Raw genomic sequence first — 26,301 nt, 5'->3', positions numbered from 1 at the left:
CCCCTTCACTGGTGGCAGAACGGGAACGGAAGTTCGCATCCTGCCAGCAGCGCGGGGCCGTCCGCGACGGCCCCTCCCGGTACGGGCCGGGAGGGTCAGCCGGTGGCCTCCTTCACCGTCTCGCGCACCAGCCGGGCGGCCTCCTCGGCGTCCTCGCGGGAGACGTCGAGGTGGAGGACGAACCGCAGGCGCGCGTCGCCGGTGCACAGCACCCCGCGGTCGCGCAGCCGCTCGACGATCCGCGCCCCGAGGCCGGCGGCGGGGACGGCGAAGACCATGTTGGTCCGCGCGGGCTCCACGGCCAGGCCGGGCAGGCCGGCGAGGGCGTCGGCGAACCGGGCGGCGTTGGCGTGGTCCTCGGCCAGCCGCTCCACGTGGTGGTCGAGGGCGTGCAGCGCCGCGGCGGCCAGCACCCCGGCCTGCCGCATGCCGCCGCCGGCGGCCTTGCGCCAGCGCAGGGCGCGGGAGACGAACTCCCGGCCGCCCAGCAGCACCGAGCCCACGGGCGCGCCGAGGCCCTTGCTGAAGCAGACCGACAGGCTGTCGAAGCCCGAGGCGATGCGCCGGGCCTCGTCGAACGGCTCGCGGCCGGAGGCGACCGCGGCGTTGAACAGGCGGGCGCCGTCCAGGTGGGCGGCCAGTCCGTGGGAGCGGGCGAGCGCGGTGGCCGAGTCGAGGTAGGCGGCCGGTACCACCCGGCCGCCCAGGGTGTTCTCCAGGCACAGCAGCCGGGTGCGGGGGAAGTGCGGGTCGTCGGGCTTGATGTTGGCCTCGATGTCGGCCGGGTCCAGGGTGCCGTCGGGGCGGTGGGCCAGCGGCTGCGGCTGGATGCCGCCGAGGACCGCCGCGCCGCCGCCCTCCCAGCGGTACAGGTGCGCGTCCTGGCCGGCCAGGTACTCGTCCCCGCGTCCGCAGTGGCTCAGCAGCGCGCACAGGTTGCTCTGGGTGCCCGAGGGCATGAACAGGGCGGCCTCGAAGCCCAGCAGTTCCGCGGTGCGCTCCTGCAGGGCGGTGACGGTCGGGTCGTCGCCGAGGACGTCGTCGCCGACCTCGGCCCGGGCCATGGCCAGGCGCATCGCCTCGGTGGGCCGGGTGACGGTGTCGCTGCGCAGGTCGATGATGGTCATGGGCACCTGCGTACCACGAGCGTCGGCGCCGCGGGCCCGTCGGGCACGGATGCGCGCGGCACGGGCGCGCGGCGCCGCGCCGGGACGCCTCCCAGTAATCGGGGCCGTTCCCTGTGCGGATTCACAGGGGCCCGGGAGAAATCCGCGCGTTCTTCGCGGACGACGGACACCGCGGAGTGGGCGGACCCGCTTCTCCTCTTCCGCACCGCATTGGCACGTGCGTAACGTGACGACATGGCCAGTGAATTCACCCGCAGGGCGACCTCCGTGCGTTCAAGGGCGACCTCCGTGCGTTTGATCGGGCGCGATTTCGAACAGCGGACCGTCGTGGGCCTCCTGGGATGTGGCGGCGCCCACGGAAGCGGTGCGCTCCTTGTGCTGGCGCACCCCGGAACCGGAAAATCGGCCCTTCTGCAGTACGCCGTGGAATGCGCCGGGAATTGCGCCCCGGGCGATTCCGCGGGAAAAGCGGGCGGCGGACGGGAAAGCGGGACGCGGCACCGGGTGCTGCGTCTGCGCGGCACCGCCGCGGAGGCGCAGGTGCCCTTCAGCGGCCTGCACGGCCTCCTGCAGCCGCTGCTGCGGCGGGCCCGTGCGCACTCCGCCGCGCTGGAGCGCGCGCTGCGGCTGGACGGGGCCGGGGAGCCGGTGGGGACGGCCGTCCTGCCCGCCCTCTCGGAGCTGCTGGTCTCCGTCGCCCGCGAGGGCCCCCTGCTGGTGTGCGTCGACGACCTCCACCTGGTGGACCGGGAGTCCCGCGCGGCCCTGGAGTTCGCGGCGCGGCGGGTGCGGGGGCCGCTGACGGTGCTGATGGCGGCCGACGAGGACCGGGCCGAGCGGCTCGGCCTGCCCGGCATTCCCGTCATGCGCCTCGGCGGCCTCGAGGACGCGGACGCGGGCGTCCTGCTGCGCGAACTGGCCGGCGGGGAGACCTGCCCGGGCGTGCGCGACGTGCTGCTCGGGGCCGTCCACGGCAACCCCGGGCTGCTCACCGAGCTGGTCGCCGCCCTCTCGCCCGACGAGTTGTCGGGGCGCGTGCCGCTGCCCCGCCCCCTGCCCCTGGAGGGGACCGTGCTGCGGGCCGACGCGCAAAGGGTGCGGCGCCTCCCCGCCGACACCCGGCTGCTCCTGCTGCTCCTGGCCGCGGAGGAGGAGGTGGCGGGCGAGGAGGGCGGGGCCACGGAGACCGGCGGACTCCTGGAGGCGGCGAAGGCGGCCGGGCTGGACCCGGTCTGCCTGGAGCCCGCGGAGGCGGCCGGGGTGGTCCGCCCGGCCGGGGGGCGGATCCGCTTCGGCCACCCGCTGCTGGGGGCCGCCGTCTACCTGGCGGAGCCGCTGTCCCGGCGGCGGGCCGCGCACGAACTGCTCGCCCGGACCGGCACCGGGACAGCGGCGGGCGGGCGCGACGGACGCGCCCTGCGGCGACTGGGCCACCTGGCCGCCTGCGCGACCGCCCCGGACGACGCACTGGCCGACGCGCTGGAGCGGGCGGCCGCATGCCCCGTGGCCCCCGGCGGCCCCTCCCGCTCCGACCGCGCCCGCGCCCTGTCCCGCGCCGCCGAACTGACCGGGCCCGCAGCGCCCATTGACGGCGCCGAGGGCGAGGGCAAGGGCGCCGAGGAGGCCGAGGCCGCCGCGCAGGAGCGGCGGGCCCTGCGCTGGGCCGCCGCCGCCCGGCACGCCTTCCTCGGCGGCTCCCCCGCGGTGGCGGGCGGCCTGCTGGCACGGGCCGCGGCCTGCGCCGCGACGGACACCGCCCGCGCCGGGGTGGAGCTCGTGCGCGGCATGGTCGGGCTCCAGGCGGGATCGCCCGAGGACGCCCGGGCGGACCTGCTGTCCGCCGCCGCACGCGCCGCACGCACCGCACGGAACGGACAGGACGGACGGGCCGAGCAGGGAGGGCGGGGCGGCGGCGTGACCGCCCCGGAGGCGTACGCGCTGGAGGCGTACGCACTGGCCGCGCAGGCCGACTGGGTCCGCGGCGACCTGGACGGCCTCCTCCGGACGGTGCGCCGCATCGGGGCGTCGGCCGGTCTCCCGGGGTCCGCCGCGGCCGGGTTGGCCGCGACCGGGTTGGCCGCGGGCGCGGCCGCGGCCCTGTCCGGGGACTTCGGCTCCGCGGCCCGGCTGATGCGCCTCTCCGCGGCCGGGACAAAGGCCTCGCACGACCCCCGGGAGCTGCTGTGCGCGGGGGTCGCCGCCTGGGCACTGGGGGAGACCCGGGCCGCCCACGCCCTGTACCGGCGGGCCCTGGAGCCGGCCCGCGCGTCGGCGTCCGCCGCGCTCCTGCCGTCCGTGCTGGCCCGCCTCGCCGAGGCCGAGCTCCGGCTCGGCCGGCCCGCCCGTGCGCGTTCCTTCGCTCGGGAGGGCCTGCGCGAGGCCGAGCGGGGCGGGCAGGAGAACTGCGCGGCCCACCACCACGCTTTGCTTGTCATGGCCGCTGCAATGGAGGGGGACGACGGCGCCTGCGCGGCCCACGCCGAGGCCGCGTTCGGCGTCGCCCGCGACCGCGGACTGGGGATGGTGTGCGCCCTGGCCGACTGGGGACTGGCCCTGGCCGACCTTTCCCGCAACCACCCCGACGCCGCCCTCGCCCGGCTGGAGGCCGTGGCCCGGGCCCGCCCGGGGGCCGGCCACCCGGTAGTGCGCATGCTGTCCGCGCCGCTCCTGGTCGAGGCGCGGGCACTGGCCGGCGTCGCCACCGGCCCGGACGATCCGGCGCTCGCCGGCTTCGCCCGCTGGACGCGGGCCACCCGGGACCCCCACGCCCTGGCCGGGCTGGCCCGCTGCCGCGCGCTCCTGGCACCGCCGGAGGAGGCGGACGGGCTCTTCTCCCGCGCGCTGGCCGTGCACGGCACGGCCCTCTCGGACTTCGAGCGGGCCCGCACCGAACTGCTGCACGGCCGGACCCTGCGCAGGCAGCGGCGCCCCGGAGCGGCACGCGGGCACCTGCGCGCCGCCCTCGCCGCCTTCGAGGGGTGCGGCGCCGCGGCCTGGGCGGACCAGGCCCGCGAGGAGCTGCGCGCCACCGGCGCACCGGACGCCGCGGAACCGGCCGGACACGCCCTCCTGACCGAGCGCCTCACCCCCCAGCAGCTGCGGATAGCCCTCTGCGTCGCCGAGGGGTGCACCAACCGGGAGGTGGCCGCCCGGCTGTTCCTCAGCCCCCGCACCGTCGACCACCACCTGCGCAACATCTTCTCCGCACTGGGCGTCCGCTCCCGGACGGCCCTGGCCCGGGCCGTGACCGACAGGGCCGGCGACGGACCGGCCGAAGGGACCTCCGGCCGCGCGCAGGCACCGGTGCGGATACGCGGGCAGGCGCACGGAAAGCACCTCTGACCACCCGCAGCATGCGTACCGACCGGGTGGTCGGTACACGGTTTTCCTGCGCCGCACCCCTGGTGGACCGGCACGGGTCGGCCGACAATGCCGACTCAGCCAGGCCCCGACGGGCATGCCCACGGGCATGTCAGCCGCCACAACTGGAGGACCGCCATGCACCACCCGGACGCACCCTTCCGGAGCGCTGCTGCAAGCCCTTCGGCGCCGGCCCGCCGACCGGCCCCCCAGACCGGGCGGGACCGCCCGTCCGGACGGCCGCGGCAGGCGCCGGCGCGCGCCGCGGCCGCACTGCTGCCGCCCGCGGACCACACGCACCTGCTCTCCGGTCTCCCCGAGGCCCCGCCGCTGCCCCGCTCCCGGGCGGACTCCGAAGCCGTCGCCGTCCTGCACCGGTCCGCGCGGATCCTCGTGGACCGGCTGCCGCAGCTGACCGACCGGCTGGTGGCCATGCTGCAGGAACTCGAACCCGCCTACCGCCCGGAGGCGTTCGGCCCCGGGGACCTCCGGAAGGAGGTCGCCGAGTCCCTGGACAACAACATCCGCTCACTGCTGGACCCCAAGGCGTGCCGCGACCGGGCGCGCCGGTGCTCCTGGCGGATCGGCGGGCTGCGCGCCGAGCACGGCACTCCCCTGGACGCGGTGCTGCACGCATTCCGCCTGGGCGGCAGCGTGGTGTGGCAGGGCCTCGTCGAGACCACCACCCGGCAGAGCCCGCAGGACGCCCACCTGCTGCTGCACGTGGCGGCCGACGTGTGGAACTTCGTCGACGAGCACTGCACCCTCGTCGCCGACGCCTACCGCCGGGCCGAACGGCGGCTGGTGCGCCGCCACGAGGAGCAGGCGCGCGCCCTGCTGGAGGCCCTGCTCGACGGCACCGCGCGGTTCGCCGACGTCACCACGGCCGCCGCGGCCCTGGGGCTGCCGGAGCAGGCCCGCTGCACCGTCGTCCTGGTCTCCGGCGGGCGCCCCTCCGACCGGCGGGAAGTGTTCCCCCGGCCGCTCCCGGAGGGCGTGCGGGTGGCCTGGTGCACCGGGGAGGACGCGGACCGGGCCGTCGTCGTGCTGGGCGGCCGCGAACCGCGCGACCTGGCGCCGGCGATCACCGCGCCGGAGGGGGTCAGGGTCGGCGTCGGGCCCGCCGTGCCCGGCCTCGCCTCGCTGGGCACGGCCCGCGAGCACGCGGAGACCGCCCTGCTCACGTGCCCCGCCTCCGGCGGGGTGGCGCTGCTCGAGGAGCACCTGCCGCAGGCCCTCGTCACCTCGGCCCCCGAACTCGCCGACGCCCTCGTCGAGCGGGCGCTGCGCCCCGTCCTGGACCTCGAGCCGGGCGACCGCGAGGTGATCCTGTCCACCCTGGAGGCGTGGCTGGCCGCGGACGGCTCCGCCCTCAGGGCCGGGTCCCGGCTGTTCTGCCACCGCAACACCGTGCTCAACCGGCTGCGCCGGTACGAGCAGTTGACCGGCCGCTCGCTCGGCCGCCCCCAGGACCTCGTCGAACTCGTCCTCGCCCTGGAGGCGCACCGCCTCCGGCGCGGGCTCTGACCCGCCCGCCGCGCAGGCGCGGAACCGCCCGTCCCAGGAGGCGCGGACGGCGGGGAAGGAGGAGTGAACTCCGGGCGAGGACCGGGCGTACACGACAGGAGCGCCGCCCGGTCCGGACACGGAGGACGACACGACAGCGGTGGCTCCGGGAGGCACCGCGCAGGGCCCGGCCTCTTGAAGACGCACCGGCTCCGCGTCAGCAACGCAGCAAGGGTGGGAAATTGGGTCGCTCCGGTGTGCGGCGGACCGTACCGTCGCGGCATGCACCTGCTCTCCGTGAACGTCGGCAGGCCCCGGCCCAACCCGTGGAAGGGGCTCAGCGCGACCGGTATCGACAAACGGCCCGTCGACGGCCCGGTCACCGTCACCGTTCCCGGTCCCAAGGGGACCGGCGCGGTCGGTCTCGCGGGCGACCGCGTCCACGACGTGAAGCACCACGGCGGGCCCGACCAGGCCGTCTACGCCTATGCCCGCGAGGACCTCGACCGGTGGCAGGCCGAGCTGGGCGGACCGCTGGGGAACGGCGTGTTCGGCGAGAACCTCACCACCGTGGGCCTGAACGTCAACGGCGCGCTGATCGGCGAGCGCTGGCGCGTCGGGTCCGACGTGGTCCTGGAGGTGTCGTGCCCGCGGATCCCGTGCGCGACCTTCCAGGGATGGCTGGGGCGCGAGGGCTGGATCAAGCGCTTCACGCAGGCCGCGCTACCGGGCGCGTACCTGCGCGTCGTCACGCCCGGGAACGTGCGCGCCGGCGACCCGGTCGAGATCGTGCACCGGCCCGGCCACGACGTGACCGTCGCGCTCGCCTTCCGCGCGCTGACCCTCGAACCGGAACTCCGACCGCTGCTGTCGGCCGCCGACGCGCTGCCGGAGGAAGCCCGGAAACCGGCCCGCGGGCGGACGACCGCGTGAAAACCGATGCCGCGCAGGAGCCCGGTGCCGCCGTCCGGTCCGGGAGACCCCGAACCCGTCCGGTCGGCGGCCCGGGACCGTACCGTGAGTCCCGTCCGCACCGACCGGGAGAGTCATGACAAGCAGGTTCACCGAGTTGACCGTCGACTGCCACGACCCGGAGGGGCTCGCGGTCTTCTGGTGCGAGGTCCTGGGCTTCGAGGTGATCGACCGGAGCGAGGGCAAGGTCGAGATCGGCTCCTGGGTGCCGACCGTCGAGGACGTCCGGGCCCGCCAGATGCCGCCCACCCTGCTGTTCGTCCGGGTGCCCGAGGGCAGGACGGCGAAGAACCGGCTCCACCTCGACGTCAGCCCCATCGACGGCAGCACCGAGGACGAGGTGGCCAGACTGCTCGGCCTCGGCGCCACCAGGACCGACGTGGGCCAAGGGGCGGGCCGGAGCTGGGTGGTCATGGCAGACCCCGAGGGCAACGAGTTCTGCGTCCTGCGCACCCTGGCTCCGCAGGACCGGTCGGTGTCGTGAGAATGCGTGAAACGACGGGCGGGCCGTAGTACCACTGGACTGTCCTGGATCCGTGTCCGCTCGGACGGTCCCGGATCCGTGTCCTCTCTCGTCCGGAGTCGTCGATGGCCGTTCGCCGTGTCATGCCCGTCATCCAGTCGGAGGCTGCGCAGGAGAGCCGGGAGTTCTACGGCCTGCTGGGCTTCGAGGAAGTCATGAATCTCGGCTGGATCGTGACGCTTGCCTCGCAGTCCAGTCCGGCCGCGCAGGTCAGCGTCATGACCAGCGACAAAACCGGCCCGGTCACCCCCGACATGAGCGTCGAGGTCGACGACGTGGACGCGGTTTACGCGATCGTGCGGGACAGCGGCGCGGAGATCGTCCACCCCCTGCAGGACGAGGAGTGGGGGGTGCGGCGGTTCTTCGTCCGCGACCCCAACGGCCGCGTGGTCAACGTCCTGAGTCACCGCTGACGCTCCCCGCGGCTCGCAACCCGCCGCACGCCGCACGCCGCACGCCGCACGCCGCAACCGTCACGTTGCCGAGAAGACCTGAGTGGGGGCCAGGGCCACCGGGACCGGCCGGCTTTCGGCTGCCTCCGGCAGATACCGAAGGGAACCGCTCGGGCGAACCGGCCTGCCCGGCCTCCCCTGCCGGGCGGCCCTCGGCAAGCACAGGCCGACCGACCGCTTCGAGGACATGATGTCGCTCAGGATTCTCCTGACGGAGTGTGAGGTGTCTCTTGAGCAGGTTGCTGGACGTCTTCGAAACCGCGGTCAGTCCGAGTTATCGACTTTTCGGGCTTGTTGACACCACTGTCGACACATATCACCCGAATTCGGATCACGCGAATTGGCTGCTCTCCGCCCCCGGCATGGTGTACCTGCAGGTACCGCCCCAGGTGATCCGGGCGTCCGTGCGGCTGGAAAGCTGGTCCACCGTCCCTCCGGAGAGCACCGCGCAGTGGTCCGGCAGGGAGGATGTGGAGCTGGAGCTCCCCGGGTGCGACCTTGCCCTCGAGACCGTGGACTGCGGGCAGGAGGCAATCCCCTTGGTCCTGCCCTCCCCCGGCCTGTACAGGATGCGGTGGCACTGGATATTCAATCGCGAGGGCGGGCCTTTCACCTCTCCGCTGGCCGGACACCGCGAGCCCTTGCCCATGCCGCCGGGCCACGAAGAGGAACTGAACGGCAAGGACCAGTACTGCCTGGTCCAGATCTGGCGCACAACCGCCGGCAGACGTTCTCCGTCATAGGCCGGGAGCCTGCGCCTCCTCCGCGGGCGCGGGGCGCCCTCGCGGCCGGGCCGGGAGGGCGCCCCGCGCATGCGCGCGGACGCTCAGGTCTCGGTGACGGTGGTGAACAGCACCACCGAGTCCTCCAGCGCCCCCAGCCCGTGCTTCTCGTGCGGGACCTGGTACAGCTGCCCCGCTCCGATCTCCTGGTCGCCGGAGGGCCCGGTGTACCGGACCCTGCCGCGCAGCACCTGCAGGCTCGCCGCCAGAGGCGTGTTGTGCTCGTCCAGTCCCGTTCCGGCCTTCAGCGCGATGACGGTCTGCCGCATCGGGCCGTCGTGGAAGATCAGATGGGCGCTGCGCCCGTGGGGGGAGTCCACTGCCTTGCCGAGGTGCTCGGCGGCCAGTGCGTCAAGATCGTTCACGCGTTCCGTCCTAACCTTCCTGAGCCCCCGCTCCCCGGACCCGTCAGCCCGGCGGGGGCGCACGTGCTCTTGATCCTTTCCCCCGCCCCGGCCGCCGCAACCCGGTCGCCCACCACCGACGGCGAAGGTGAGGGCAATGATGCCGGCGACGGCGGCGGCCCGCGGGTGTCGGCGCAGGCTGCTAGCTTGCGCGCCGTGCCCCTTCCCCTCCTTTCCCCCGCCCCGCACCGGACCGGCCGCCGCGCCCGGTCCGCCCCGTCGGCGCGGTCCGGTCCCGGCAGGTGTCCCGGTGGCCGGTGAGCGGCCGCACGGCGGGCGGGTCGCCGTGGCCGCCGACGCGGTGGGGCCCGGCGGGCGACTGCAGGAGCTGGACGGGGACGGCCGACCTGCCGGCCCGGCCGCGCACGTGCCGGACCTGGCCGCCGCGGTCGCCGAGCGCGAGGTCGCCGGCCCGCCGCGCTGGGTGTGGGCGGCCACCGACGAGGTCTACCCGCGCCTGCTGCCCTCCCTGCCGGTGCGCCCGGCGCGCTGCCACGACGTCCGGCTGGTCGAGGCCCTGCTGCTGGGCCATCAGGGGCGGTTCGGCGAGCCGCGTTCGCTGGGGGCGGCCTGGGCCAGGGCCAACGGCCTGCCGGTGCCCGAGGACCCCCCTGAAACGGGCGCCGACGACCGACCCGCGCTGTTCGAGGCGGACCGGCACCGGCTGCCCCCGGGCACGGACCCGCTGGCGGCCCTGGTCGCCGTGCACGCGGAGCAGCAGCGGCTGACCGCCCGCCTGCCCCACCCGGACAGGATGCGGCTGCTGTGCGCCGCGGAGTCCGCCGGGGCGCTGGCCGCCGTCGAGATGGGGCACGACGGGCTGCCGTGGAGCGCGCGGGCCCACGACGAGCTGCTGGAGGGGCTGCTGGGGCCGCGTCCGGCGGGCGGCGGGCGCCCCGCCCGCCTGGCGGAGCTGGCCAGGCGGGTGCAGCAGGCCCTGGGCGGGCGGCCGGTCAACCCGGACTCCCCTCCCAGGTGCTCCGCGCCTTCGCCGAGCAGGGGGTGCGGCTGAACTCCACCAGGGCGTGGGAGCTGCGCGAGGCGGACCACCCGGCGGCCCGGCTGCTACTGGAGTACAAGGAGCTGTCGCGGATCCACGCCGCCCACGGCTGGGCGTGGCGGGAGCAGTGGGTGCGCGGCGGCAGGTTCCGGCCGGAGTACGTGGTCGGCGGCGTGGTCTCGGGCCGCTGGGCCACCCGCGGCGGCGGAGCGCTGCAGATCCCGAGGGTGCTGCGCGGCGCGGTGGTCGCCGACCCCGAGCACCTGCTGGTGGTGGCCGACGCCGAGCAGTTGGAGCCGCGGGTCCTGGCGGCCGTGTCCGAGGACGCCGGGCTGGTCCGGGCGGCGGCGGCCGGCGACCTGTACGCGGCGCTGGCCCCGGCGTTCGGCGGCGACCGGGCCCGGGCGAAGGTCGCCGTGCTGGGCGCCGTGTACGGGCAGACCACCGGGGAGGCCGGCCGGCTGCTCCCCGTGCTCAGGCACCGGTTCCCGGCCGCGATGGCCCTGGTGGAGGAGGCCGCGCGGGCCGGGGAGGCCGGCGGCCTGGTCCGCTCCCGGCTGGGACGCACCTGCCCCCCTCCGTCGGCCGACGTGCCCGGGGACGGCGAGGAGGCGGGGCGCGCGGCCCGCTCCCGCGGCCGCTTCGCGAGGAACTTCGTCGTCCAGGCGAGTGCCGCGGAGTGGGCGCTGGCGATGCTGGCCGCGCTGCGGCGCCGCCTGGCGGGAGCGGGGCCGGACGGGCCGCGCGTGGTCTTCTTCCAGCACGACGAGGTCATGGTCCACACGCCGGAGGAACTGGCCGGCACGGTGCTGGAGGCGGTCGCGGAGGCCGGGGACGAGGCCCGCCGCCTGGTCTTCGGCGCGACGCCGGTGCGCTTCCCGCTGTCCGCCCGCGCGGTGCGCTGCTACGCCGACACCGGCTGAGCCCCCTCCCGGCCCCGGACACCCGCGCCGCGCCGCGGCGGGATACGCCGCGGCGGGATACGGCGCGGCGGGATACGGCGCGAAGGGACGGGGCGCGGCGGGGTGCCGCGCCCGGTTCCGGAGGCCGGTCCCGGGCGCCGGTCCCGGGCACCGCGGCGCGGTGCCCGGGACCGGCCGTGTCAGACCTGCGCCCCGTTGGGGTGCGCCGCGCGGCCGTCCGCCGCGCGGCCGCCGGGGAGCCGGCGGGCGGAGCCGGTACCCGTCCGCTTCTTCCCCTTGGAGACCGGGGGCGGCGGGGGCGCGTTCCTGCGGGCCTCCAGTTCCACCGCCGCCGGGACGGCCGTGAACACCGACGACCAGGTGCCCACCAGGACACCGGTCAGCAGGGCGAACGCGAAGTCGGCGAGCGAGTCCCCGCCCAGTACGACCAGCGCGGCGAGGATGAACACCGCGCCGATGCCGGTGTTGACGGTGCGCGGCACCGTCTGCAGCACCGCCGTGTTCGCCACCTGCCGGAACGGGGTGCGGCGGGACGCGCCCCACAGTTCGCGGACCCGGTCGAAGACCACCACGGAGTCGTTGACGGAGTAGCCGATGACCGTGAGCAGCGCGGCGAGGAAGACACCGTCGACGGGCTTGCCGAGCCAGGCGAAGATCCCGACCAGCAGGACCACGTCGTGGATCATGGCGATCACCGCGGAGGCCCCGAAGGTCCAGCGGAACCGTGCGGCCAGGTAGACCAGTTGGGCGGCCAGGGCGATGCCGAGCGCGATCAGGGCGTTGCGCCGCAGTTCGTCGCCCAGGCTCGGGCCGATCATCTCGTCCTTCACCTTCTCTGCGCCGCCGCCCGCCTCGGCGAGGGCCGCCCGGATCCGCTCCTCCCCGGCGTTGGACAGTTCACCGGTGCGCACCGAGACGTCGCCGTCGCCGGAGGTGGTGACCGCGGCCCGGTCGAACCCCGCCGCGGCGACGGCCTCCCTGGCCTCCTCGGCGTCCAGGGTGCGGGTGGTGGAGTACTCGGTGAGCCTGCCGCCGGTGAACTCCACTCCCAGTTCCAGTCCCTTCACCGCGACGCCCGCCCCCGCCAGCACGACGGCCGCCAGCGACAGGGCCAGCCAGCCTCGGGGGCTGCGCAGCAGGTCGGGGTTGCGCTCGGCCAGCCATGTGCGGACCCGGCCGGGGAGGGCGATGCCGCTCAGCTGCGGCCGGCGGGTGAGGAACGCGCGGTCGGAGAACAGGTCGGCCAGGGCCCGGGTGACGACCAGCGCGGAGACCATCGAGGCCAGCACGCCGATCGACAGGGTCACACCGAACCCCTTGACCGGTCCGGAGGCGAAGAAGAACAGCAGTCCGGCGGCGAGGAGCGTGGTGATGTTGGAGTCGGCGATCGCGCTGAGGGCGTGCCGGAACCCGGCGGTCGAGGCCTTGTGCAGGCCGCGCTTCGGGGCGGACGCGTACTCCTCCCGGGCGCGCTCGAAGACCAGCACGTTGGCGTCCACGGCCATGCCCACCGCCAGCACGAACCCGGCGAGGCCGGGGAGGGTCAGGGTCACGCCCAGTCCCACCATGGCCGCGTAGGAGATCAGCCCGTAGGCGGCGAGGGCGACGGCGGCCAGCGCCCCGAAGAACCGGTAGACGACGATGACGAAGACCGAGGTGAGCGCGATGCCGATCAGGGCCGCGCGGGCGCTGGCGTCGATCGCGTCGGCGCCCAGCGTCGGGCCGACCGTGCGCTGCTCGACGATGTCCACGGGGACGGGGAGGGCGCCGCCCTTGATCAGCAGGGCCAGGTCGCGGGCCTCCTCGGCGGTGAACGAGCCGGTGATCCGCGTGGCGCCGTCGTTGATGCCGACCTTGCAGGCGACCGAGGGGTCGACCTGGGGGGAGGAGATCACCTCGTTGTCCAGGACGATCGCGACCCGCCGCTGCGGGCTGCCGGCCGGGTTGCAGGCGGCATCGCCGGTCAGCTTCGCCCAGTCGTCCCCTCCGCCGCCGCGGAAGTCCACGGAGACGAACCAGCCCCCGCCCTGCGCGGTGTCGATCTGCGCCGCGGCGTCCTTCACGCCCGATCCGTCGAGCGCGGTGGGGGCCAGCCGCAGCCGCTGCCCGGACTCGTCCTCCAGGACTCGGGCGCCCTTGTCAGCCTTCTCGGCCGAGGGCTCCTTCCCCTGTTCCTTCTGCTCCTCCACCCCCTCGACGGCGTGGAAGGTCAGCTGCGCGGTGCGGCCGAGGACCTCTGCGGCCTCCTTCGGGTCCTGGACGTCGGGCAGTTCGACGATGATCCGGTCCTCGCCGGACCGGGTGAGGGTGGGTTCGGCGACGCCGAGGGCGTCGACGCGGTTGCGCAGGACCTCCAGGGTGCGCTCGGTGGTCTCCCGGTCGGCGGTCGCGGTGGCCGAGTCACGGGCCTGGAGGACGATCCGGGTTCCTCCTTGCAGGTCGAGTCCCAGGCGGACGGGGGTGGCCAGGGCGATGAATGCGGACGCGAGCAGGACGGCCAGGGCCAGGACCGCCCGCACCGCGGTGGCACGGGTCACGGAAATTGCCTCCGGTGGGCAGGCCGGCGCGCCCGGGCGGGCACGCCGGAAGGACGACGGGATCGGTCTTTCGGGAACCGGTCAGCCGGTCGTCGCCGGAGGCCCGCGGACGCCGGGGAGGGTCCCGGGCGGCGCGGAGGTGCGGGCCCCGTCCGGGGCGGGGGGCGCGGGCGGGCCGGCGCCCGGCAGCGGCTGCCGGGCGGCCTGGGCGGAGGCGGCGTGCCCGGGGCCGGCCGGGGCGTGCTGCTCCCCCGCCTGCTGCAGCACGGCCGCGTGGCCGGGCGGCACCCGCCACGGCCCGTCGGCCCGCGCCGGGGCCGGAGCGGGATCGGGGTCGAATACGGGTGCGGGTTCGGGCGCGGGCGCGGACTTCGGGGCGGGGGCCGTACCGGGCCGGGACGGGCCCAGGGCCTGCCCCGCGCCCGGGGCCTGCACCGCCGCCCCGGTCCCGGCCGGGGCCGTGCGCAGGGCCGCCGTCCTCGCCGTCGCCGTCGGCGCCCACAGGACCGACAACACCGCCAGTACGGCGAGCAGTGCGGCCGACAGCGCCTGCGCACCCCGGTCCGCCGGGCGTCCCGTCGGGTGTCCTGCCGGGTGTCCTGCCGGATGGAGGGGCACGGCCGGTCGCGGGCGCGGCCGTCCGGCGGACCGTGCCGTGCGGGGTGCGGCCCGCTCGGGCGGCGGGGTCACCGCCGGAGGCCCTGGGGGGTTCCGTCCCGGGCGTCGCAGGCGACGAGGGCCGGGTGGCCGGGTCCGGACAGCAGGGCCGCGGCCGCACCGCGCACGACGGCCGTGGCCGGTGCGGGGGCCGGACGGGCCGGGGTGTCCAGCAGGGTGGCGATGCGGTAGACGATCTCCGGGCGCAGGGCTCCGCCGCCGGTCACCAGCGGCCCGCGGTCCAGCGCGTCGACCGTCGACGCGGTCCCGTCCTCCCTGAGCATGTCCAGCACCATATCGGTGACGGCCCTGACGATCCTTCCGACGGGCAGGGCCGGGCCGATGTCTTCCAGGCCCAGCCGGGCCTGCCGGGCGCGGGCCACCTGCCCGTCCGCCAGCAGGGTGACCTCCACCAGGCCCGCCCCGACGTCGACCACCAGCAGGGGGCGGCGGTCCGCGAGGTCGGCGCGGGCGCCCAGGGCCGCCGCCCGGGCGCTGTCGATCACCAGCACCGTGCTCGGCCCGAGGGCCGACAGCGCGCGGACCGCGGCCGCCCGGTAGTCCTGCTCGGACAGCACCGGGCAGCTCAGGACGATCACCGGCCGGTGGCGGCGGCGCGCGGCGCGGTCGCCGACCAGCCGGTGCAGCATGCGGGCGCAGCCGGGCACGTCGACGACCCGGCCGCGCCTCACCGGGCGGCCGGCCGTCTCCCCGGTGAGGACGGTGCTGGGCATGTCGGCCAGGAGGCCCCCGTCCCGGGACCACACCCGGGTACGGGCGCTGCCCATGTCGATCGCCAGCCCCGCCGCGAGGTCCCCCCGCGCCGGCTGCGCGGCCCCCGGCGCCCCGTTCGACCGCGCCCGGGGGAAGGGGAGGCCCTCCCCGCCCGCCCCCTCACCCGGACGCGGGGGCGTCACCTCCCCGCCCTGCGCGCCGGGTGGCAGCGCGAGCAGTAGCGGGCCTGGGCACCACACGCAGCCGGTCCCACTCGACCGGCCCGGTGCACATCCCGCACACGCCGTACCGGCCCTCGTCCATCCGGGCGAGGGCCGCGTCGACGTCGGCGAGCACCATGCGGGCCCAGTCGACGAGCCTGATCCGGGCCGCACCGGCGCCGGCGCCGGCCCCGTCACCGTCCGGCCCGTCCGGCCCGTCCGTTCCGCCGGTCCCGCCGTCGTGCTGCTGCAGTCGTCGCAACTGCTCGATGCGGGATCCGCGCTGCTCCTCGAGCAGGTCGCGCGCCGCGGCCAGCTGTACCGGCGACAGTCCGGCGTTGACGGTGCCCGGAGCGGTGTCGGGGGCGGTGTCGGTGCTCACTGGTGTCACGTCCTCCGTGCGAGGGGGCCGGGTGGGCCCGTCAGGGAAGTCCGGTCCGGGGTCTCGTCGCGGCCCTCACACGGCCTTCTTCTGGCAGGACACGCAGCAGCGCGCGTAGGGCAGGATCTCCAGGCGCTCCGGGGCGACGGGCCTGGCGCACTCCTCGCACACGCCGTACTTCCCGGCCTCCAGGCGCTGCTCGGCGTGGTCGATCTCCTTCAGCACCCGACGGAGCGAGACCGTCTGCGCGGCCATCAGCTCGTCGGCGTCCTTCTGGCCGCTCTGCTCGATGGCGTCGAGCTGGGTCAGGCGCGCGTTGCGCTCGCGGGCCAGCCACTGGCGGGCGTCGTGCGCGGAGACGCGTTCGTGGGGGCTGTCGGGGCGTTCGGTGTCCAGGGACGTCATGGCTGGTGGGTTCCTCACCGTGCGAAGGAATGGGAGATGCGCGAAGAAGCGCGAAATGGTTCCTGCCTGCGGGCCGGGGCCCGCCGCGGCCTCGTCGTCGCACCGTCGGCGGACCGTCGCCGGCGATGCCGTTCGCGGGCCCCTCAGGGGGTGCGCGGGCCGCCCGGCGGCGAACCGCTCGCGGTGCGGGACAGAGGCAGACTCATGATCCCCACCATGCCCGCTGAGGCCGCCGCGGGAAATGGGTGCTGGCACCCATTTCCCGCCGGGGGGCGGTGCATCCCGCGGACGCGGCGGCCGGGACCCCCGGTTCCCGTGGAACAGTGGGGGGCGAGGAGGTCCTGTTTCGTCGTGTCCCTGTTCTGGCGGATCTTTCTGCTCAACGCCCTGGTGCTGGCCGTGGCCACCGCGGTGCTGCTGTGGGCCCCGGTGACCGTCTCGGTCCCGATCCTGCTCACCGAGGCCGTGGTGCTCACCGGCGGGCTGGCCGTCATGCTGCTGGCCAACGCGGTGCTGCTGCGCATCGGCCTGGCCCCGCTGGAGCGGCTGACCCGGATGATGACCACCATCGACCTGCTCCGTCCGGGCCAGCGCCTGCCGGTGACCGGCCACGGCGGCATCCCCGACCTGCTGCGCACGTTCAACGAGATGCTGGACCGGCTCGAGGCCGAGCGCAGCACCAGCAACGCGCGCGCCCTGTCGGCGCAGGAGGCCGAGCGGCGGCGGATAGCGCAGGAGCTGCACGACGAGGTCGGCCAGAGCCTCACCGCGGTCCTGCTGGAGCTCAAGCGGGTGGCCGACCGGGCCCCGGAGGACCTCCTGGAGGACCTCGGGCACGCGCAGGAGACCACCCGCGGCAGCCTCGACGAGGTGCGCCGGCTCGCCCGCAGGCTGCGGCCGGGCGTCCTGGAGGACCTCGGCCTGGTCAGTGCCCTGACCTCACTGGCGACGGAGTTCTCCACCCACACCGGGATGACCGTGCGGCGGCGCTTCCCGCCCGGGCTGCCGCCCCTGGACCGCGAGGTGGAACTGGTCCTGTACCGGGTGGCGCAGGAGGGCCTGACCAACGTGGCCCGGCACGCGGAGGCGTCCACCGCCGAGGTGTCCCTGCGCCGGACGGCGGACTGCGTGGAACTGCGGATCACCGACGACGGCCTAGGGCCGGGCATCGTCCGGGAGGGGGCGGGGATCCGCGGGATGCGGGAGCGGGCCCTGCTGGTCGGGGCCCGGCTGAGCATCGGTCCGCGGCCCGGCGGCGGCACCGAGGTCCTGCTGCAGGTGCCGGTCGACGTCCCGTCGGACGCCCCCTCGTCCGGCGACCGCACACCCACAGGTACAGGCGACAGGAACGAGTGACCCGTGTCCAGCCCTTCCCCGAACCCCCCGGCACGCACCCCCGCGCCCCCGGACGCCCCCCGACCCACCGGTCCGGACACCGCCCGGCCCCCCGGCCCGGCCGACGCCGGGCGGCCCGCCCCCACCCGCATCCTCCTCGCGGACGACCACGCCCTGGTCCGCCGGGGCGTCCGGCTGATCCTCGACAGCGAGCCGGACCTGACGGTCGTCGCGGAGGCGGGCGACGGGGCCGAGGCCGTCGAGCAGGCGCGCAGGCATCCGGTCGACCTGGCCGTCCTGGACGTCGCCATGCCCCGCATGACCGGCCTGCAGGCCGCCCGGGAGCTCTCCCGCGCCCACCCGGGACTGCGCATCCTCATCCTGACCATGTACGACAACGAGCAGTACTTCTTCGAGGCCCTCAAGGCGGGCGCCTCGGGCTACGTGCTGAAGTCGGTGGCCGACCGGGACCTCGTCGAGGCGTGCCGGGCCGCGATGCGCGGGGAGCCGTTCCTGTACCCGGGGGCGGTCACCGCTCTGATCCGCACCTACCTGGAGCACGTGCACCGGGGCGGGGAGGTCCCGGAACGGGTGCTCACGGTGCGTGAGGAAGAAGTCCTGAAACTGGTCGCCGAAGGACATTCGTCGAAAGAAATTGCTCAGACTCTTGTCATCAGCGTCAAGACCGTCGAACGTCATAGGGCGAACATTCTGCAGAAGCTCGGCCTGCGCGACCGGCTGGCGCTGACCAGGTACGCCATCCGCGCCGGGCTCGTCGAGCCCTGAGTGTTCGTCCTTGCCCCCTCCCTCCAGGAGCAGCCGATGATCTTCACCGGGCAGGACCCCATCGAGGCACTGCGGGACGTGCTCGAGGAGCAGTACGAGCAACACAGCGTGAGACTGGCGGACCTGGTGGCCCGGGCCGCACGGACCGCCGACCCGCATCACTCCCGCTCCCGCTCCCGCGACGACGGCAGGCACGGCGACGGCAAGCGCTCCGGCTCGGTGGCCGGACAGGCCGCCCTGTCGGCCGCCGCCGAGGCCGAGGTCGCCGCCTCGCGCCGCGAGCTCGCCGAGATCGCCCGCGCCCTGCGGCACATGGCCGAGGGCGTCTACGGCCGCTGCGAGTCCTGCCTGGAGAAGATCCCCCTGGACCGGCTCCGGGTCCGCCCCCACACCCGCTTCTGCGCCCCCTGCGAGACCCGGCCCGGCCTCTGAGCCGCGCCCCGGGACCGCGACCGGCCGGCCCGGCGGGCCGGCCCGGTCTCGGTTCCGGGGCGCCGGACGCGCCGGGGTCGGCGGACGGCGCGGGCCGGCGGCGGCTGTCAGTGGCTGACGGAGAGCAGCGTCCTGCCGACAGTGTCGCGGTCATCCATCGCCGCGTGCGCGTCGGCGGCCCGCTCCAGCGGGAAGACCTGCCCGACGACCGGCCGCAGACGGCCCGCCGCCGCCTCGGCCAGCGCCCGCCCGGCCCACCGTCTGCTCGTCTCCTCGTCGAAGCCCTGCAACTGCTCCAGTCCCAGGAACTCCACCCCGCGCCGTTCCGCCTCCCCGGGGGCGGCCTCGGTGGGCGGTCCCCCGGCCGCGCCGTGCACGGAGAAACGCCCGCCCCGCGCCGTCACCCCGAAGGCCGCCCGGCCGATCTCCCCGCCGACGCCGTCGAAGACCACGTCCGCCCCCGCGCCGCCGGTCACCGCGCGCACCTGCTCCGCCCAGTCCGGGTCGGAGTAGTCGACGGCGGCGTCGGCACCCAGCCCGCGGACCACTTCCAGCTTCCGTCCGCCGCGCGCGGCACCCACCACCCGCGCCCCGGCCGCGCGCGCCGCCTGCACCAGCAGGCTGCCCACCCCGCCGGCGGCCGCCTCCACCAGCACCCACTCCCCCGGCCGCACCCGGGCCGCCGCGAAGAGCCCCAGCGCGGTGGCGCCGTCGTTGAGCAGGGCCGCCGCCGCGTCGAGCCCGAGACCGTCCGGCACCGGGACCAGCGCGTCGGCCGGGGCCAGGGCGCGCTGCGCGCAACCGCCCCCGAGGACCCTGGTCACCACCCGGGCGCCGATCCGCTCCGGATCCACACCCTCGCCGACCGCGACCACCGTGCCCGCCACCCCGCCGCCGGGCACGTACGGGGGCGTCGGCAGCGGCGGGCCGGGCGACCTGCCCTGCCGCAGCTGCGTCTCGACGAAGACGACCGGCACGAAACCGACCTCGACCACCACCTGTCCGGGACCGGCCACAGGCTCCGGCGCCTCCCCCGCCACCAGGACCTCCGGCCCGCCGAACGCCGTCACCCGCATCACTCTCATGCCGTCCACCCCTCGTCACGGGCCCACGCCCGGCACCGGTGCTCACCGGTGCGGCACCAGCATCGAACCTCGATCAAGGTTGAGGTCAAGTCCGGTCCCGCCGCCGCCCGGAGGGCCGTCTCGGGGACAGCGCCGCCGCGGGGGCAGCGCCGCCCGGAGGGCCCGGGCAGCGGGCCCGCACGGGCGGAGGCGACCGCACCGCGCGCCGGCGGGGGTGCTCACACCGCGCGGTGCAGCAGGAAGGCGATCAGCGAGTCGATGTCCCGCGCCGCGCTCCGGGCGAGCGGGACGCCCCGCAGGCAGGCGCGGGCGGCGTCGAGGTGGCTGCGGGCCTCCTCCACGGTGGCCGCGTTCCCCCCGGCCTCCTCGACGAGCACGGCGGCACGGGCCGCAGCGGCGTCGTCGAGCCGGAACGAGGAGTCCAGCAGCGCCGCGAGCTCGCGGGCGGCGGGGCCGTCCCCGGCGAGGGCGGCGAGAACGGGACGGGTCTTCTTGCGCCGCCGCAGGTCGCCGTGGACGGGTTTGCCGGTCACCGCCGGGTCGCCCCGGACGCCGAGCAGGTCGTCGACGGCCTGGAAGGCCACGCCGAGGTGCCGCCCGGCCCGGTCCAGCGCCGTGACGGTCTCCCCGGGCGCCCCGCCGAGCAGGCCGCCGAGCGCGGCCGCGCAGCCGAGGAGGGAACCGGTCTTGCGCTCCGCCACCGACCGGTACTCGTCCGGCCGGACGGCTCCGGGCCCCGTCCAGGGGCGGTCCTCCAGCAGCAGGTCCTCCGCCTGGCCTTGCACCAGTTCGGCCAGCGTCGCGCACAGGCGCCGCACTGCGGCGGCCGTGCGGGGCCCCGGCGTCCCGGCGAGGGTCTGCACCGCGAGGGCGAACAGCGCGTCCCCGGCGAGGACGGCGGGCCCGGTGCCGTACGCCTTCCACACGGTCTCCCGCTGCCTGCGCGTCCCGTCGCCGTCCATGATGTCGTCGTGCAGCAGCGAGAAGGCGTGGACCAGTTCGACGGCGACCGCCCCGCCGACCGCGGCCCCGCCGTCCGCCCCGGCCGCCTCGGCGCCCAGTACGGCCAGGGCCTGCCGCACGCCCTTGCCCTCGGAGGCGCCGGAGGCCGGGGCGCCGCCCACGTCGCACCAGCCGAACGCGTAGGCGGCCATCTCACCGGTCCACGGGTGGAGCTGCGCGACGGCGTCGGCCAGCGCGGGACGCACCAGGGCGCGGCAGCGGCCGAGCACGTCGGGCACGTCCGGCACGGACACCGCGGACACCGCGGACACCGCAGACACCGCGGACACGGAAGGTACGGCGGGCACGGGGGTCGCAGTGGTGGGAGAGGTCATCGCAGCGCGCCCTCCGCGAGCACGACCGGCATCCCGGTCCCAGTCCGGGTTCCGACCCCGGCCTCGACTCCGGCCCCGCCCCCGGATCCGGAGGATCCGCTCTCCGCGGGCAGCGGGCCCACGCCCAGCTCGGCCGCCGCCCTGTCGACCATGTCCCGGGCGTGCCGCAGGCCGATCCGGTCCAGGGTGTCGCGGAGTTCGGCCAGCTCCGCGGCGGTCCGCGTCGCGTCCTGCCCGAGCCGGGCGAGCGACTTGACGAGCCCGAGACGGGACAGGGCCGTCCCGCGCGGCTCGTCCATCGCGCGGAACTCCCCCAGCGCCTGCGCGTAGTTCTCCCGGGCCTCCTCGTAACGACCCGCCCGGTACAGAACGTTGCCGCGCATCTTGTGGTTGTACGCCAGGGCGCTCGACAGCCGCATCTCGCGGCAGGCGACCTCGGCCTCGGCCAGCAGCGCCAGCGCACGCTCCGCGTCACCGTCGCGCACGGACACCACGTCGGCGATCCCCCGCAGCGCCCAGGCGCGTCCCCGCCGGTCGTCGGCCCGTCCCGCGGTCTCGGCCGCCTCCTCGAAAAGGGCGAGCGCCTTGTCGTAGGAGCCGGTGTTCCGGTGCATCTGCGCTATGCCCTCCAGCGCCCACACCGTGTGGCGGGCCTCGCCGCGTCGGCGTGCCTCGGCGAGCAGCTGCTCGTGGAGTTCACCGACGGCCTCGTAGTCGCCCTGGATCCGCCCGGTCTCCGCCAGTCCGGCGAGCGAGTAGCCGCGCACGACCACGTCGCCCCCTGCCCGGCCCGCCTCCGCCGCGAGGCGGAGCAGGCGGTACGCCAGGCGCAGTGCGCCCCGCTGGCGGGCGAGCGTGCCGCCGCTCCACAGCGCCCATGCCATCGCCCCGACGTCACCGGCCGCGCGCGCCGCGCGGTAACTCGCCCTCCACGCACGGTCGGCCTCCCCGACCCTGCCCAGCCGCCGGTACGCCTCCGCGACGGCGAGCCCGCAGCGCGCCGCCTCCCGCTGCTCCCCGGCCTCCTCCGCCGCCCGCAGCTCCTCGATCCCCCTGGCCAGCACGTCGGTCAGGGACGAGTTCACCGACAGCGAGCCGAGAGCGCCCTGGTACTCGGGGGCGAACGCCTTCCCCCGCGCGGCGCCGTCGTCCCCCGCGGTGACACGGTGCACCGCGTCACCGCCGTGCACCGCCTCGTCCTGCGCCGTCTCCTGCTGCGTCACCTGTGACATCCGGCTCCCCGTCACGCTCGTCCTCCTGCCGGCCCCTGCCGGTCCTTGCCGGTCAAGACGCTATGGAGGCGAGGGAGTAGTCCGAATCCCCCTCCGTACCGGTCGCGAAGTCATACCTGAGTGCCACGGGAAGCAGGGCGACGATCATCAACGGGTCGTACGGGCCGGTGCGTTCGCCCCCTCCGGGGCACGGATCCGTGTTCACCGGCGGCGAATACGCCCGCGGGGCGCGGCCGTTTCCGGCAGGGTGCGGCCATGACCACGACACCGGACGGACGTCCGATCCCGCCCGCACACGCCGGCGAACGCGCCATGCTGGAAACATGGCTCGACTTCCACCGGGCGACTCTCGCCCTCAAGTGCGCGGGCCTCGGCGACGACCAGGCACGGACGGCCTCGGCGGCACCGTCCTCGATGACGCTGCTGGGCCTCGTCCAGCACATGGCCGAGATCGAACGCAACTGGTTCCGGCGGGTGTTCGCCGGCCAGGACGTGCCGCCGGTGTTCGGGGAGGACAACCCCGACGGCTTCGCCCTCGATCCGGCCCGGGGCCTCGACGGCGCGACGGCCGCGTGGCGGGCGGAAGTCGCCCGGAGCCGTGAACTCGTCGCCGACGCCTCGCTGGACGACTCCGGCCGCCTGTCCGAACAGGAAGCCGGCCACCTGGGTAATCCCACGGTCTCCCTACGCTGGATCCTGGTCCACATGATCGAGGAGTACGCGCGCCACAACGGCCACGCCGACCTGATCCGGGAGCGCATCGACGGAGTCGCCGGGGCGTGAGACGCGCGGGCGCTGCGGGCGCTGCGGACGCTGCCGGAACAACCGTGCTCGGGGCCGCCGTTGTCCGGATCCGCCCCGCCTCCGGCGCCCGCCACCGCGGTCGTCGCCGTGTTCGCCGAACGGCTGTGCCAACCGTGCGGCGGCCGGGCATCATGAGCACCGTGGAGACACCGAACGCCGACTGGATCACCGTCGCGGCCTACGAGAACCTGCCGGGACGCCTCCGGCCGATGGCGGCCGCGCGCGCTTGACTGCGCGACCGCGGCATCGACTGGATGCCCTTCGGCCCCGACGAGATCCGCTGGGGGCTTGCCTGCGGAGTCGGTCCCGACGGCCGTTGGCACGGCTGGTTCGACGTCCGTGTGCACCCGGACGCCCTGCGGCGGCTCGGCCTGCACCCCGACCAGCCGACCGCCCGGGTGACCGGCCCTTCGCCGCCCGGGTGGTGGCACGCCGCCGCGGAACGCAACGCCCACTGACGCCCCGGGGGCCCGCTTCCGGCCGTCCTCGGCGCCCGCCGGCCGTCAGGGGGCGGGGCTGTGCACGGTTCCGTCCCACTGCCAGTCCGTGCGCCGGGGCAGGCCGGGGAGCGGGACGCGGCCCGTGCACCACAGCAGGGTGTCGGACGGCCCGTGCCCGGACGGGGCGTCGGGGAAGAGGCGGGCGAGGACGCCGGAGGCGAGGTCGTCGGGCGGGGCCCAGGACAGGCCGAGGGCGCGGGCGATGTCGTGGGTGTGGACGGCCAGTTCGGTGATCCCCATGGCGGCGAAGCCGGTTGCGTCGGAGTGGCCCCAGGGGTGCCATGCGCGCGCTTCGGCAGGCGTGTCGCGGACGGTGGAGGCCAGGAGGGACGCCGCGATCCGCAGGCCCTCCAGGCAGGCCGGGACGGGGGCCCGGGGGTCGAGGGAGGCGAAGAGGGTGATGTAGCGGTCGTCGGGACGGGCGACGAGCAGGCCCGCGTAGCCGGTCAGGCCGAGCGCGAGATGGTCGAGGACCTCGCGGCAGGACCAGTCGAGGGCGTGGGCGGGGAGCGACCAGTCCCGGTCGGCCCCTTCGAGGAGGACGCCCAGGCAGTCGTCGGTGGCGGCGGCCAGGAGGTCCGTCCACGGCGCGGCGGTGGAGGCGGTCACCGGGCCGGACGCGGGGTGTGTGGTGGTTGTCGGTGTCACGGTCGCTCCTCGCCCGCCGGGTTCTTCAGGACCTCGATCACGCTCGCGTAGCTGTCCGAGCCGTGGCCGGCGTCCCTGGCCCGTTCCATGACGGACTTCAGGAGTTCGGGCAGGGCGTTGTCGATGCCGCGGGCCGCCGCGGCGTGGACGAGGTGGTCGACGGCCGCGATCTGCACGTCGACGGTGGCGTCGTCGCCCGGGTAGCGGCCGGCGTCCACCTGGGGCGCGTAGGTGGTCAGGAAGCCGGCCACGGTGGACAGCCAGCGGATCGCGACGGGGGTGAAGTCCGTGGCCGGTGTCTTCTCCGCGCCGACCAGCGCGGTGCCGTGCAGCCAGCCGGTCATGGTGGACCACATCAGGCCGAGCAGGGCGGTGTCGTAGAGGGAGGCCAGGCCCGGGTCGGCGCCCAGGTGCACGGGGTCGCCCAGGGACGCCAGGGTCGGACGGTGGGCCTCGAAGGCGGCGCGGGATCCGCTGTAGAGGAACATCACCTCCGGGTTTCCGACACCCGGCGGAGTGGTCATGATCGCGCCGTCGAGGTGCTCGGCGGCGTGCGACCGGGCCCACGCGTCGACTTCGCGGGCCTGTTCGGGGGAACCGGAGGTGAGGTTGACCAGGACCTTGCCCGTGAGGGAGCCGGCGACGGGATCGAGGACGGTGTGCAGCACCTCGTGGTCCAGGACGCAGGCGATGACCAGCGAGCCGGCCGCGACCGCCTCCTCGGGCGTCGCGGCCGCACGGGCGCCCCGGTCGACCAGCGGCCGGACCCTGTGCGCCGAGCGGTTCCACACGGTGGTCGGGTGGCCCCGCTCCAGTAACGCGGCGGCCAGTGCGGAGCCCATCGAGCCCGCTCCGAGGACGGTCACTGCCGGGCGATCGGAATGCATGCCACAACTCCTTGGTACGTCCGCCTGCGGCGGTCGGTCACGTGAGGACCAAGATCGCAGCGGGCGGCGGCCGGGAACAGTGACACCGGTGACGGCGACCACCAAATTCCTGCCATACCCTTCCGGGCATGAATCCTGGTTCCGTCGCCGTGGTCGTGACCGAGGACATCGAGGTCCCCTCGTGGGACCTGTACGAGCTGAGCATCCCCTGCACCGTCTTCGGGAAGCCGCAGCCCGACCTGGCCGACCCCTGGTACGACCTGTGGTTGTGCGGTACGGGGGAGCGTCCCCGGGACGGCTCCCCCGCCGGGACCGGACTGTCGCTGCGCACGAGCCGCGGGCTCGACGACCTCGCCGGCGCCGACACGGTCGTCGTGCCCTCGGTGCCCGACGCCTGCGTCGACGAGGGCAGACCGCTGCCGCGGCCACTGGTCGCGGCCCTGCGCCGCGCCCACGAGGCGGGCGCCCGCATGGTTTCCCTGTGCACCGGCGCCTTCGCACTCGCCGAGGCGGGGCTGCTCGACGGACGGCGCGCCACCGCCCACTGGATGCACACCGCCCGGCTGGCCGAGCGCTACCCGAAGGTGCAGGTCGACGACTCGGTGCTGTACGTGGACGACGGCGATGTGCTCACCAGCGCCGGGCTGACCGCCGGGCTCGACCTCTGCCTCCACCTGGTACGGCGCGACCTGGGCGCGCACGTCGCCAACCAACTGGCCCGGCGGATGGTGGTGCCCGCCCACCGGCCCGGCGGCCAGGCGCAGTTCGTCGACCTGGCAGTGCCCACCACCGACACCGGAAGCCTGGGGCCCGTACTGGACTGGGCCCGTGCGAACCTGGACCGGCCCCTGACGGTCGAGGACCTGGCGCGGCGCGCGGCGATGAGCCCGCGGACCCTCCACCGACGGCTCCGGGCGGCCACCGGGACAACTCCGCTCCGGTGGCTTCTCGACCAGCGTCTGGCACGGGCCCGGAGCCTGCTGGAGTCGACGGACCTGCCGATCGAGAAGATCGGGGAGCTGAGCGGCCTCGGCACGGCGAACAACCTCCGCCACCACTTCCTCAAACAGCTCGGGGTGTCGCCGGGCGACTACCGGCGGGCCTTCCCCCGGACGACGCCCGGGCCGTCGCCCTCCCCCGCGAGAGCCGGCCGCAGGGCGGAGAGGACCGGCGGCGGACCGGCCGCGGCGCCTCCGACACCCCGTTGACGCCGGAGTGCCGCAGACTTCGGGGACGGCTGCGGGCGGCGGGCAGCATGGCGTTGACGGTGTGCCGGGGTGTTCGTTCAGG

24 protein-coding genes and 1 pseudogene are annotated in these 26,301 nt (G+C 75.8%); 13 read left to right on the top strand and 12 right to left on the bottom strand.

Annotated elements, in window-relative coordinates:
- Window positions 1–95: 95 nt before the first annotated feature.
- On the bottom strand, window positions 96–1,127 hold the full coding sequence (gene ltaE, locus GQS52_RS24530) for a low-specificity L-threonine aldolase (RefSeq protein WP_182315613.1): 1,032 nt from the start codon (window positions 1,125–1,127) through the stop codon (window positions 96–98).
- 234 nt (window positions 1,128–1,361) lie between these two features.
- Between ltaE and GQS52_RS24525 the strand changes: the two genes are divergently transcribed.
- The 6 genes from GQS52_RS24525 (at window position 1,362) to GQS52_RS24500 (ending at window position 8,683) form a co-directional block, all read left to right on the top strand.
- Complete coding sequence (locus GQS52_RS24525; RefSeq protein ID WP_259370952.1) at window positions 1,362–4,469, top strand: LuxR family transcriptional regulator; 3,108 nt, start codon at window positions 1,362–1,364, stop codon at window positions 4,467–4,469.
- 156 nt (window positions 4,470–4,625) lie between these two features.
- Window positions 4,626–6,014: a helix-turn-helix domain-containing protein gene (locus GQS52_RS24520; protein WP_259370951.1), complete on the top strand. Its 1,389-nt coding sequence runs from the start codon at window positions 4,626–4,628 to the stop codon at window positions 6,012–6,014.
- A gap of 261 nt (window positions 6,015–6,275) precedes the next feature.
- On the top strand, window positions 6,276–6,926 hold the full coding sequence (locus tag GQS52_RS24515; RefSeq protein WP_182315609.1) for an MOSC domain-containing protein: 651 nt from the start codon (window positions 6,276–6,278) through the stop codon (window positions 6,924–6,926).
- A 115-nt stretch (window positions 6,927–7,041) separates the two neighbouring features.
- The gene (locus tag GQS52_RS24510) at window positions 7,042–7,449 is read left to right on the top strand and encodes a VOC family protein (RefSeq protein WP_182315606.1); all 408 of its coding nucleotides are present in this window, start codon (window positions 7,042–7,044) and stop codon (window positions 7,447–7,449) included.
- A gap of 104 nt (window positions 7,450–7,553) precedes the next feature.
- On the top strand, window positions 7,554–7,901 hold the full coding sequence (locus GQS52_RS24505; protein WP_182315604.1) for a VOC family protein: 348 nt from the start codon (window positions 7,554–7,556) through the stop codon (window positions 7,899–7,901).
- A 269-nt stretch (window positions 7,902–8,170) separates the two neighbouring features.
- Entirely contained in the window at window positions 8,171–8,683 is a 513-nt protein-coding gene (locus GQS52_RS24500; protein WP_182315602.1) for a hypothetical protein, read from the top strand.
- Window positions 8,684–8,766: 83 nt separating this feature from the next.
- Here the strand turns inward: GQS52_RS24500 and GQS52_RS24495 are convergent, their stop codons facing one another.
- Window positions 8,767–9,087: a cupin gene (locus GQS52_RS24495; protein ID WP_182315600.1), complete on the bottom strand. Its 321-nt coding sequence runs from the start codon at window positions 9,085–9,087 to the stop codon at window positions 8,767–8,769.
- Window positions 9,088–9,412: 325 nt separating this feature from the next.
- Here GQS52_RS24495 and GQS52_RS24490 point away from each other — a divergent pair.
- Window positions 9,413–11,049: pseudogene (locus GQS52_RS24490) on the top strand (bifunctional 3'-5' exonuclease/DNA polymerase).
- A gap of 179 nt (window positions 11,050–11,228) precedes the next feature.
- Here GQS52_RS24490 and secD read toward each other — a convergent pair.
- The 5 genes from secD to GQS52_RS24465 all read right to left on the bottom strand — a co-directional run bounded on the left by secD (window position 11,229) and on the right by GQS52_RS24465 (window position 15,965).
- Complete coding sequence (secD, locus tag GQS52_RS24485; RefSeq protein ID WP_182315598.1) at window positions 11,229–13,586, bottom strand: protein translocase subunit SecD; 2,358 nt, start codon at window positions 13,584–13,586, stop codon at window positions 11,229–11,231.
- 81 nt (window positions 13,587–13,667) lie between these two features.
- Complete coding sequence (locus GQS52_RS24480; protein ID WP_182315597.1) at window positions 13,668–14,204, bottom strand: hypothetical protein; 537 nt, start codon at window positions 14,202–14,204, stop codon at window positions 13,668–13,670.
- Window positions 14,205–14,272: 68 nt separating this feature from the next.
- On the bottom strand, window positions 14,273–15,031 hold the full coding sequence (locus GQS52_RS24475) for a rod shape-determining protein (RefSeq protein ID WP_182315595.1): 759 nt from the start codon (window positions 15,029–15,031) through the stop codon (window positions 14,273–14,275).
- Between the two features lie 106 nt (window positions 15,032–15,137).
- The gene (locus GQS52_RS24470; protein WP_346268261.1) at window positions 15,138–15,560 is read right to left on the bottom strand and encodes a hypothetical protein; all 423 of its coding nucleotides are present in this window, start codon (window positions 15,558–15,560) and stop codon (window positions 15,138–15,140) included.
- Between the two features lie 75 nt (window positions 15,561–15,635).
- Window positions 15,636–15,965, bottom strand: a complete 330-nt coding sequence (locus GQS52_RS24465; RefSeq protein ID WP_182315593.1) for a TraR/DksA C4-type zinc finger protein — start codon at window positions 15,963–15,965, stop codon at window positions 15,636–15,638.
- Window positions 15,966–16,316: 351 nt separating this feature from the next.
- On the opposite strand from GQS52_RS24465, the gene GQS52_RS24460 reads away from it, so the two are divergent.
- The 3 genes from GQS52_RS24460 to GQS52_RS24450 all read left to right on the top strand — a co-directional run bounded on the left by GQS52_RS24460 (window position 16,317) and on the right by GQS52_RS24450 (window position 18,518).
- Window positions 16,317–17,321: a sensor histidine kinase gene (locus GQS52_RS24460; protein WP_182315591.1), complete on the top strand. Its 1,005-nt coding sequence runs from the start codon at window positions 16,317–16,319 to the stop codon at window positions 17,319–17,321.
- A gap of 129 nt (window positions 17,322–17,450) precedes the next feature.
- Window positions 17,451–18,086, top strand: a complete 636-nt coding sequence (locus GQS52_RS24455) for a response regulator transcription factor (protein WP_259371190.1) — start codon at window positions 17,451–17,453, stop codon at window positions 18,084–18,086.
- Window positions 18,087–18,518 (top strand): TraR/DksA C4-type zinc finger protein, encoded by a 432-nt coding sequence (locus GQS52_RS24450; RefSeq protein WP_182315588.1) that lies wholly within the window; start codon window positions 18,087–18,089, stop codon window positions 18,516–18,518.
- 107 nt (window positions 18,519–18,625) lie between these two features.
- Here GQS52_RS24450 and GQS52_RS24445 read toward each other — a convergent pair whose 3' ends face one another.
- From GQS52_RS24445 to GQS52_RS24435, 3 genes are all read right to left on the bottom strand, one after another.
- Window positions 18,626–19,603 (bottom strand): zinc-binding dehydrogenase, encoded by a 978-nt coding sequence (locus GQS52_RS24445; protein WP_182315586.1) that lies wholly within the window; start codon window positions 19,601–19,603, stop codon window positions 18,626–18,628.
- A 218-nt stretch (window positions 19,604–19,821) separates the two neighbouring features.
- Complete coding sequence (locus tag GQS52_RS24440) at window positions 19,822–20,940, bottom strand: polyprenyl synthetase family protein (protein ID WP_182315584.1); 1,119 nt, start codon at window positions 20,938–20,940, stop codon at window positions 19,822–19,824.
- Window positions 20,937–22,172, bottom strand: coding sequence for a tetratricopeptide repeat protein (locus GQS52_RS24435; protein WP_182315582.1), 1,236 nt, complete (start codon window positions 22,170–22,172; stop codon window positions 20,937–20,939). The genes GQS52_RS24440 and GQS52_RS24435 overlap by 4 nt, the downstream gene beginning before the upstream one ends.
- A 255-nt stretch (window positions 22,173–22,427) precedes the next feature.
- Here GQS52_RS24435 and GQS52_RS24430 point away from each other — a divergent pair, with 255 nt between their 5' ends.
- Both GQS52_RS24430 and GQS52_RS24425 read left to right on the top strand, forming a co-directional pair.
- Entirely contained in the window at window positions 22,428–22,955 is a 528-nt protein-coding gene (locus GQS52_RS24430) for a DinB family protein (protein WP_182315581.1), read from the top strand.
- Between the two features lie 275 nt (window positions 22,956–23,230).
- Window positions 23,231–23,434 (top strand): hypothetical protein, encoded by a 204-nt coding sequence (locus tag GQS52_RS24425; protein ID WP_182315580.1) that lies wholly within the window; start codon window positions 23,231–23,233, stop codon window positions 23,432–23,434.
- Between the two features lie 45 nt (window positions 23,435–23,479).
- Here the strand turns inward: GQS52_RS24425 and GQS52_RS24420 are convergent, their stop codons facing one another.
- Both GQS52_RS24420 and GQS52_RS24415 read right to left on the bottom strand, forming a co-directional pair.
- Window positions 23,480–24,124 carry a maleylpyruvate isomerase N-terminal domain-containing protein gene (locus tag GQS52_RS24420; RefSeq protein ID WP_220472794.1) on the bottom strand — a complete coding sequence of 215 codons (645 nt, stop codon included), beginning with the start codon at window positions 24,122–24,124 and terminating at the stop codon, window positions 23,480–23,482.
- Window positions 24,121–25,011 (bottom strand): NAD(P)-binding domain-containing protein, encoded by an 891-nt coding sequence (locus GQS52_RS24415; protein WP_182315579.1) that lies wholly within the window; start codon window positions 25,009–25,011, stop codon window positions 24,121–24,123. Before GQS52_RS24415 ends, GQS52_RS24420 begins: the two co-directional genes overlap by 4 nt.
- Before the next feature lie 128 nt (window positions 25,012–25,139).
- On the opposite strand from GQS52_RS24415, the gene GQS52_RS24410 reads away from it, so the two are divergent.
- Window positions 25,140–26,219: a helix-turn-helix domain-containing protein gene (locus tag GQS52_RS24410; RefSeq protein WP_182315578.1), complete on the top strand. Its 1,080-nt coding sequence runs from the start codon at window positions 25,140–25,142 to the stop codon at window positions 26,217–26,219.
- The last annotated feature ends 82 nt before the right edge of the window (window positions 26,220–26,301 follow it).

The sequence above is a fragment of the Streptomyces sp. SCUT-3 genome, from assembly GCF_014083985.1.
In the GTDB taxonomy this organism is placed as follows: Bacteria; Actinomycetota; Actinomycetes; order Streptomycetales; family Streptomycetaceae; genus Streptomyces_H; species Streptomyces_H thermolineatus.
This window is presented reverse-complemented; position numbering and strand designations above follow the sequence as displayed.

Coding starts and splice junctions, on each gene's coding strand:
- GQS52_RS24465 (WP_182315593.1), bottom strand. CDS start 15,965: ATGACGTCCCTGGACACCGAACGCCCCGACAGCCCCCACGAACGCGTC.
- GQS52_RS24425 (WP_182315580.1), top strand. CDS start 23,231: ATGCCCTTCGGCCCCGACGAGATCCGCTGGGGGCTTGCCTGCGGAGTC.
- ltaE (WP_182315613.1), bottom strand. CDS start 1,127: ATGACCATCATCGACCTGCGCAGCGACACCGTCACCCGGCCCACCGAG.
- GQS52_RS24510 (WP_182315606.1), top strand. CDS start 7,042: ATGACAAGCAGGTTCACCGAGTTGACCGTCGACTGCCACGACCCGGAG.
- GQS52_RS24415 (WP_182315579.1), bottom strand. CDS start 25,011: ATGCATTCCGATCGCCCGGCAGTGACCGTCCTCGGAGCGGGCTCGATG.
- GQS52_RS24440 (WP_182315584.1), bottom strand. CDS start 20,940: ATGACCTCTCCCACCACTGCGACCCCCGTGCCCGCCGTACCTTCCGTG.
- GQS52_RS24430 (WP_182315581.1), top strand. CDS start 22,428: ATGACCACGACACCGGACGGACGTCCGATCCCGCCCGCACACGCCGGC.
- GQS52_RS24475 (WP_182315595.1), bottom strand. CDS start 15,031: ATGGGCAGCGCCCGTACCCGGGTGTGGTCCCGGGACGGGGGCCTCCTG.
- GQS52_RS24525 (WP_259370952.1), top strand. CDS start 1,362: ATGGCCAGTGAATTCACCCGCAGGGCGACCTCCGTGCGTTCAAGGGCG.
- GQS52_RS24515 (WP_182315609.1), top strand. CDS start 6,276: ATGCACCTGCTCTCCGTGAACGTCGGCAGGCCCCGGCCCAACCCGTGG.
- GQS52_RS24435 (WP_182315582.1), bottom strand. CDS start 22,172: ATGTCACAGGTGACGCAGCAGGAGACGGCGCAGGACGAGGCGGTGCAC.
- GQS52_RS24505 (WP_182315604.1), top strand. CDS start 7,554: ATGGCCGTTCGCCGTGTCATGCCCGTCATCCAGTCGGAGGCTGCGCAG.
- GQS52_RS24445 (WP_182315586.1), bottom strand. CDS start 19,603: ATGAGAGTGATGCGGGTGACGGCGTTCGGCGGGCCGGAGGTCCTGGTG.
- GQS52_RS24410 (WP_182315578.1), top strand. CDS start 25,140: ATGAATCCTGGTTCCGTCGCCGTGGTCGTGACCGAGGACATCGAGGTC.
- GQS52_RS24520 (WP_259370951.1), top strand. CDS start 4,626: ATGCACCACCCGGACGCACCCTTCCGGAGCGCTGCTGCAAGCCCTTCG.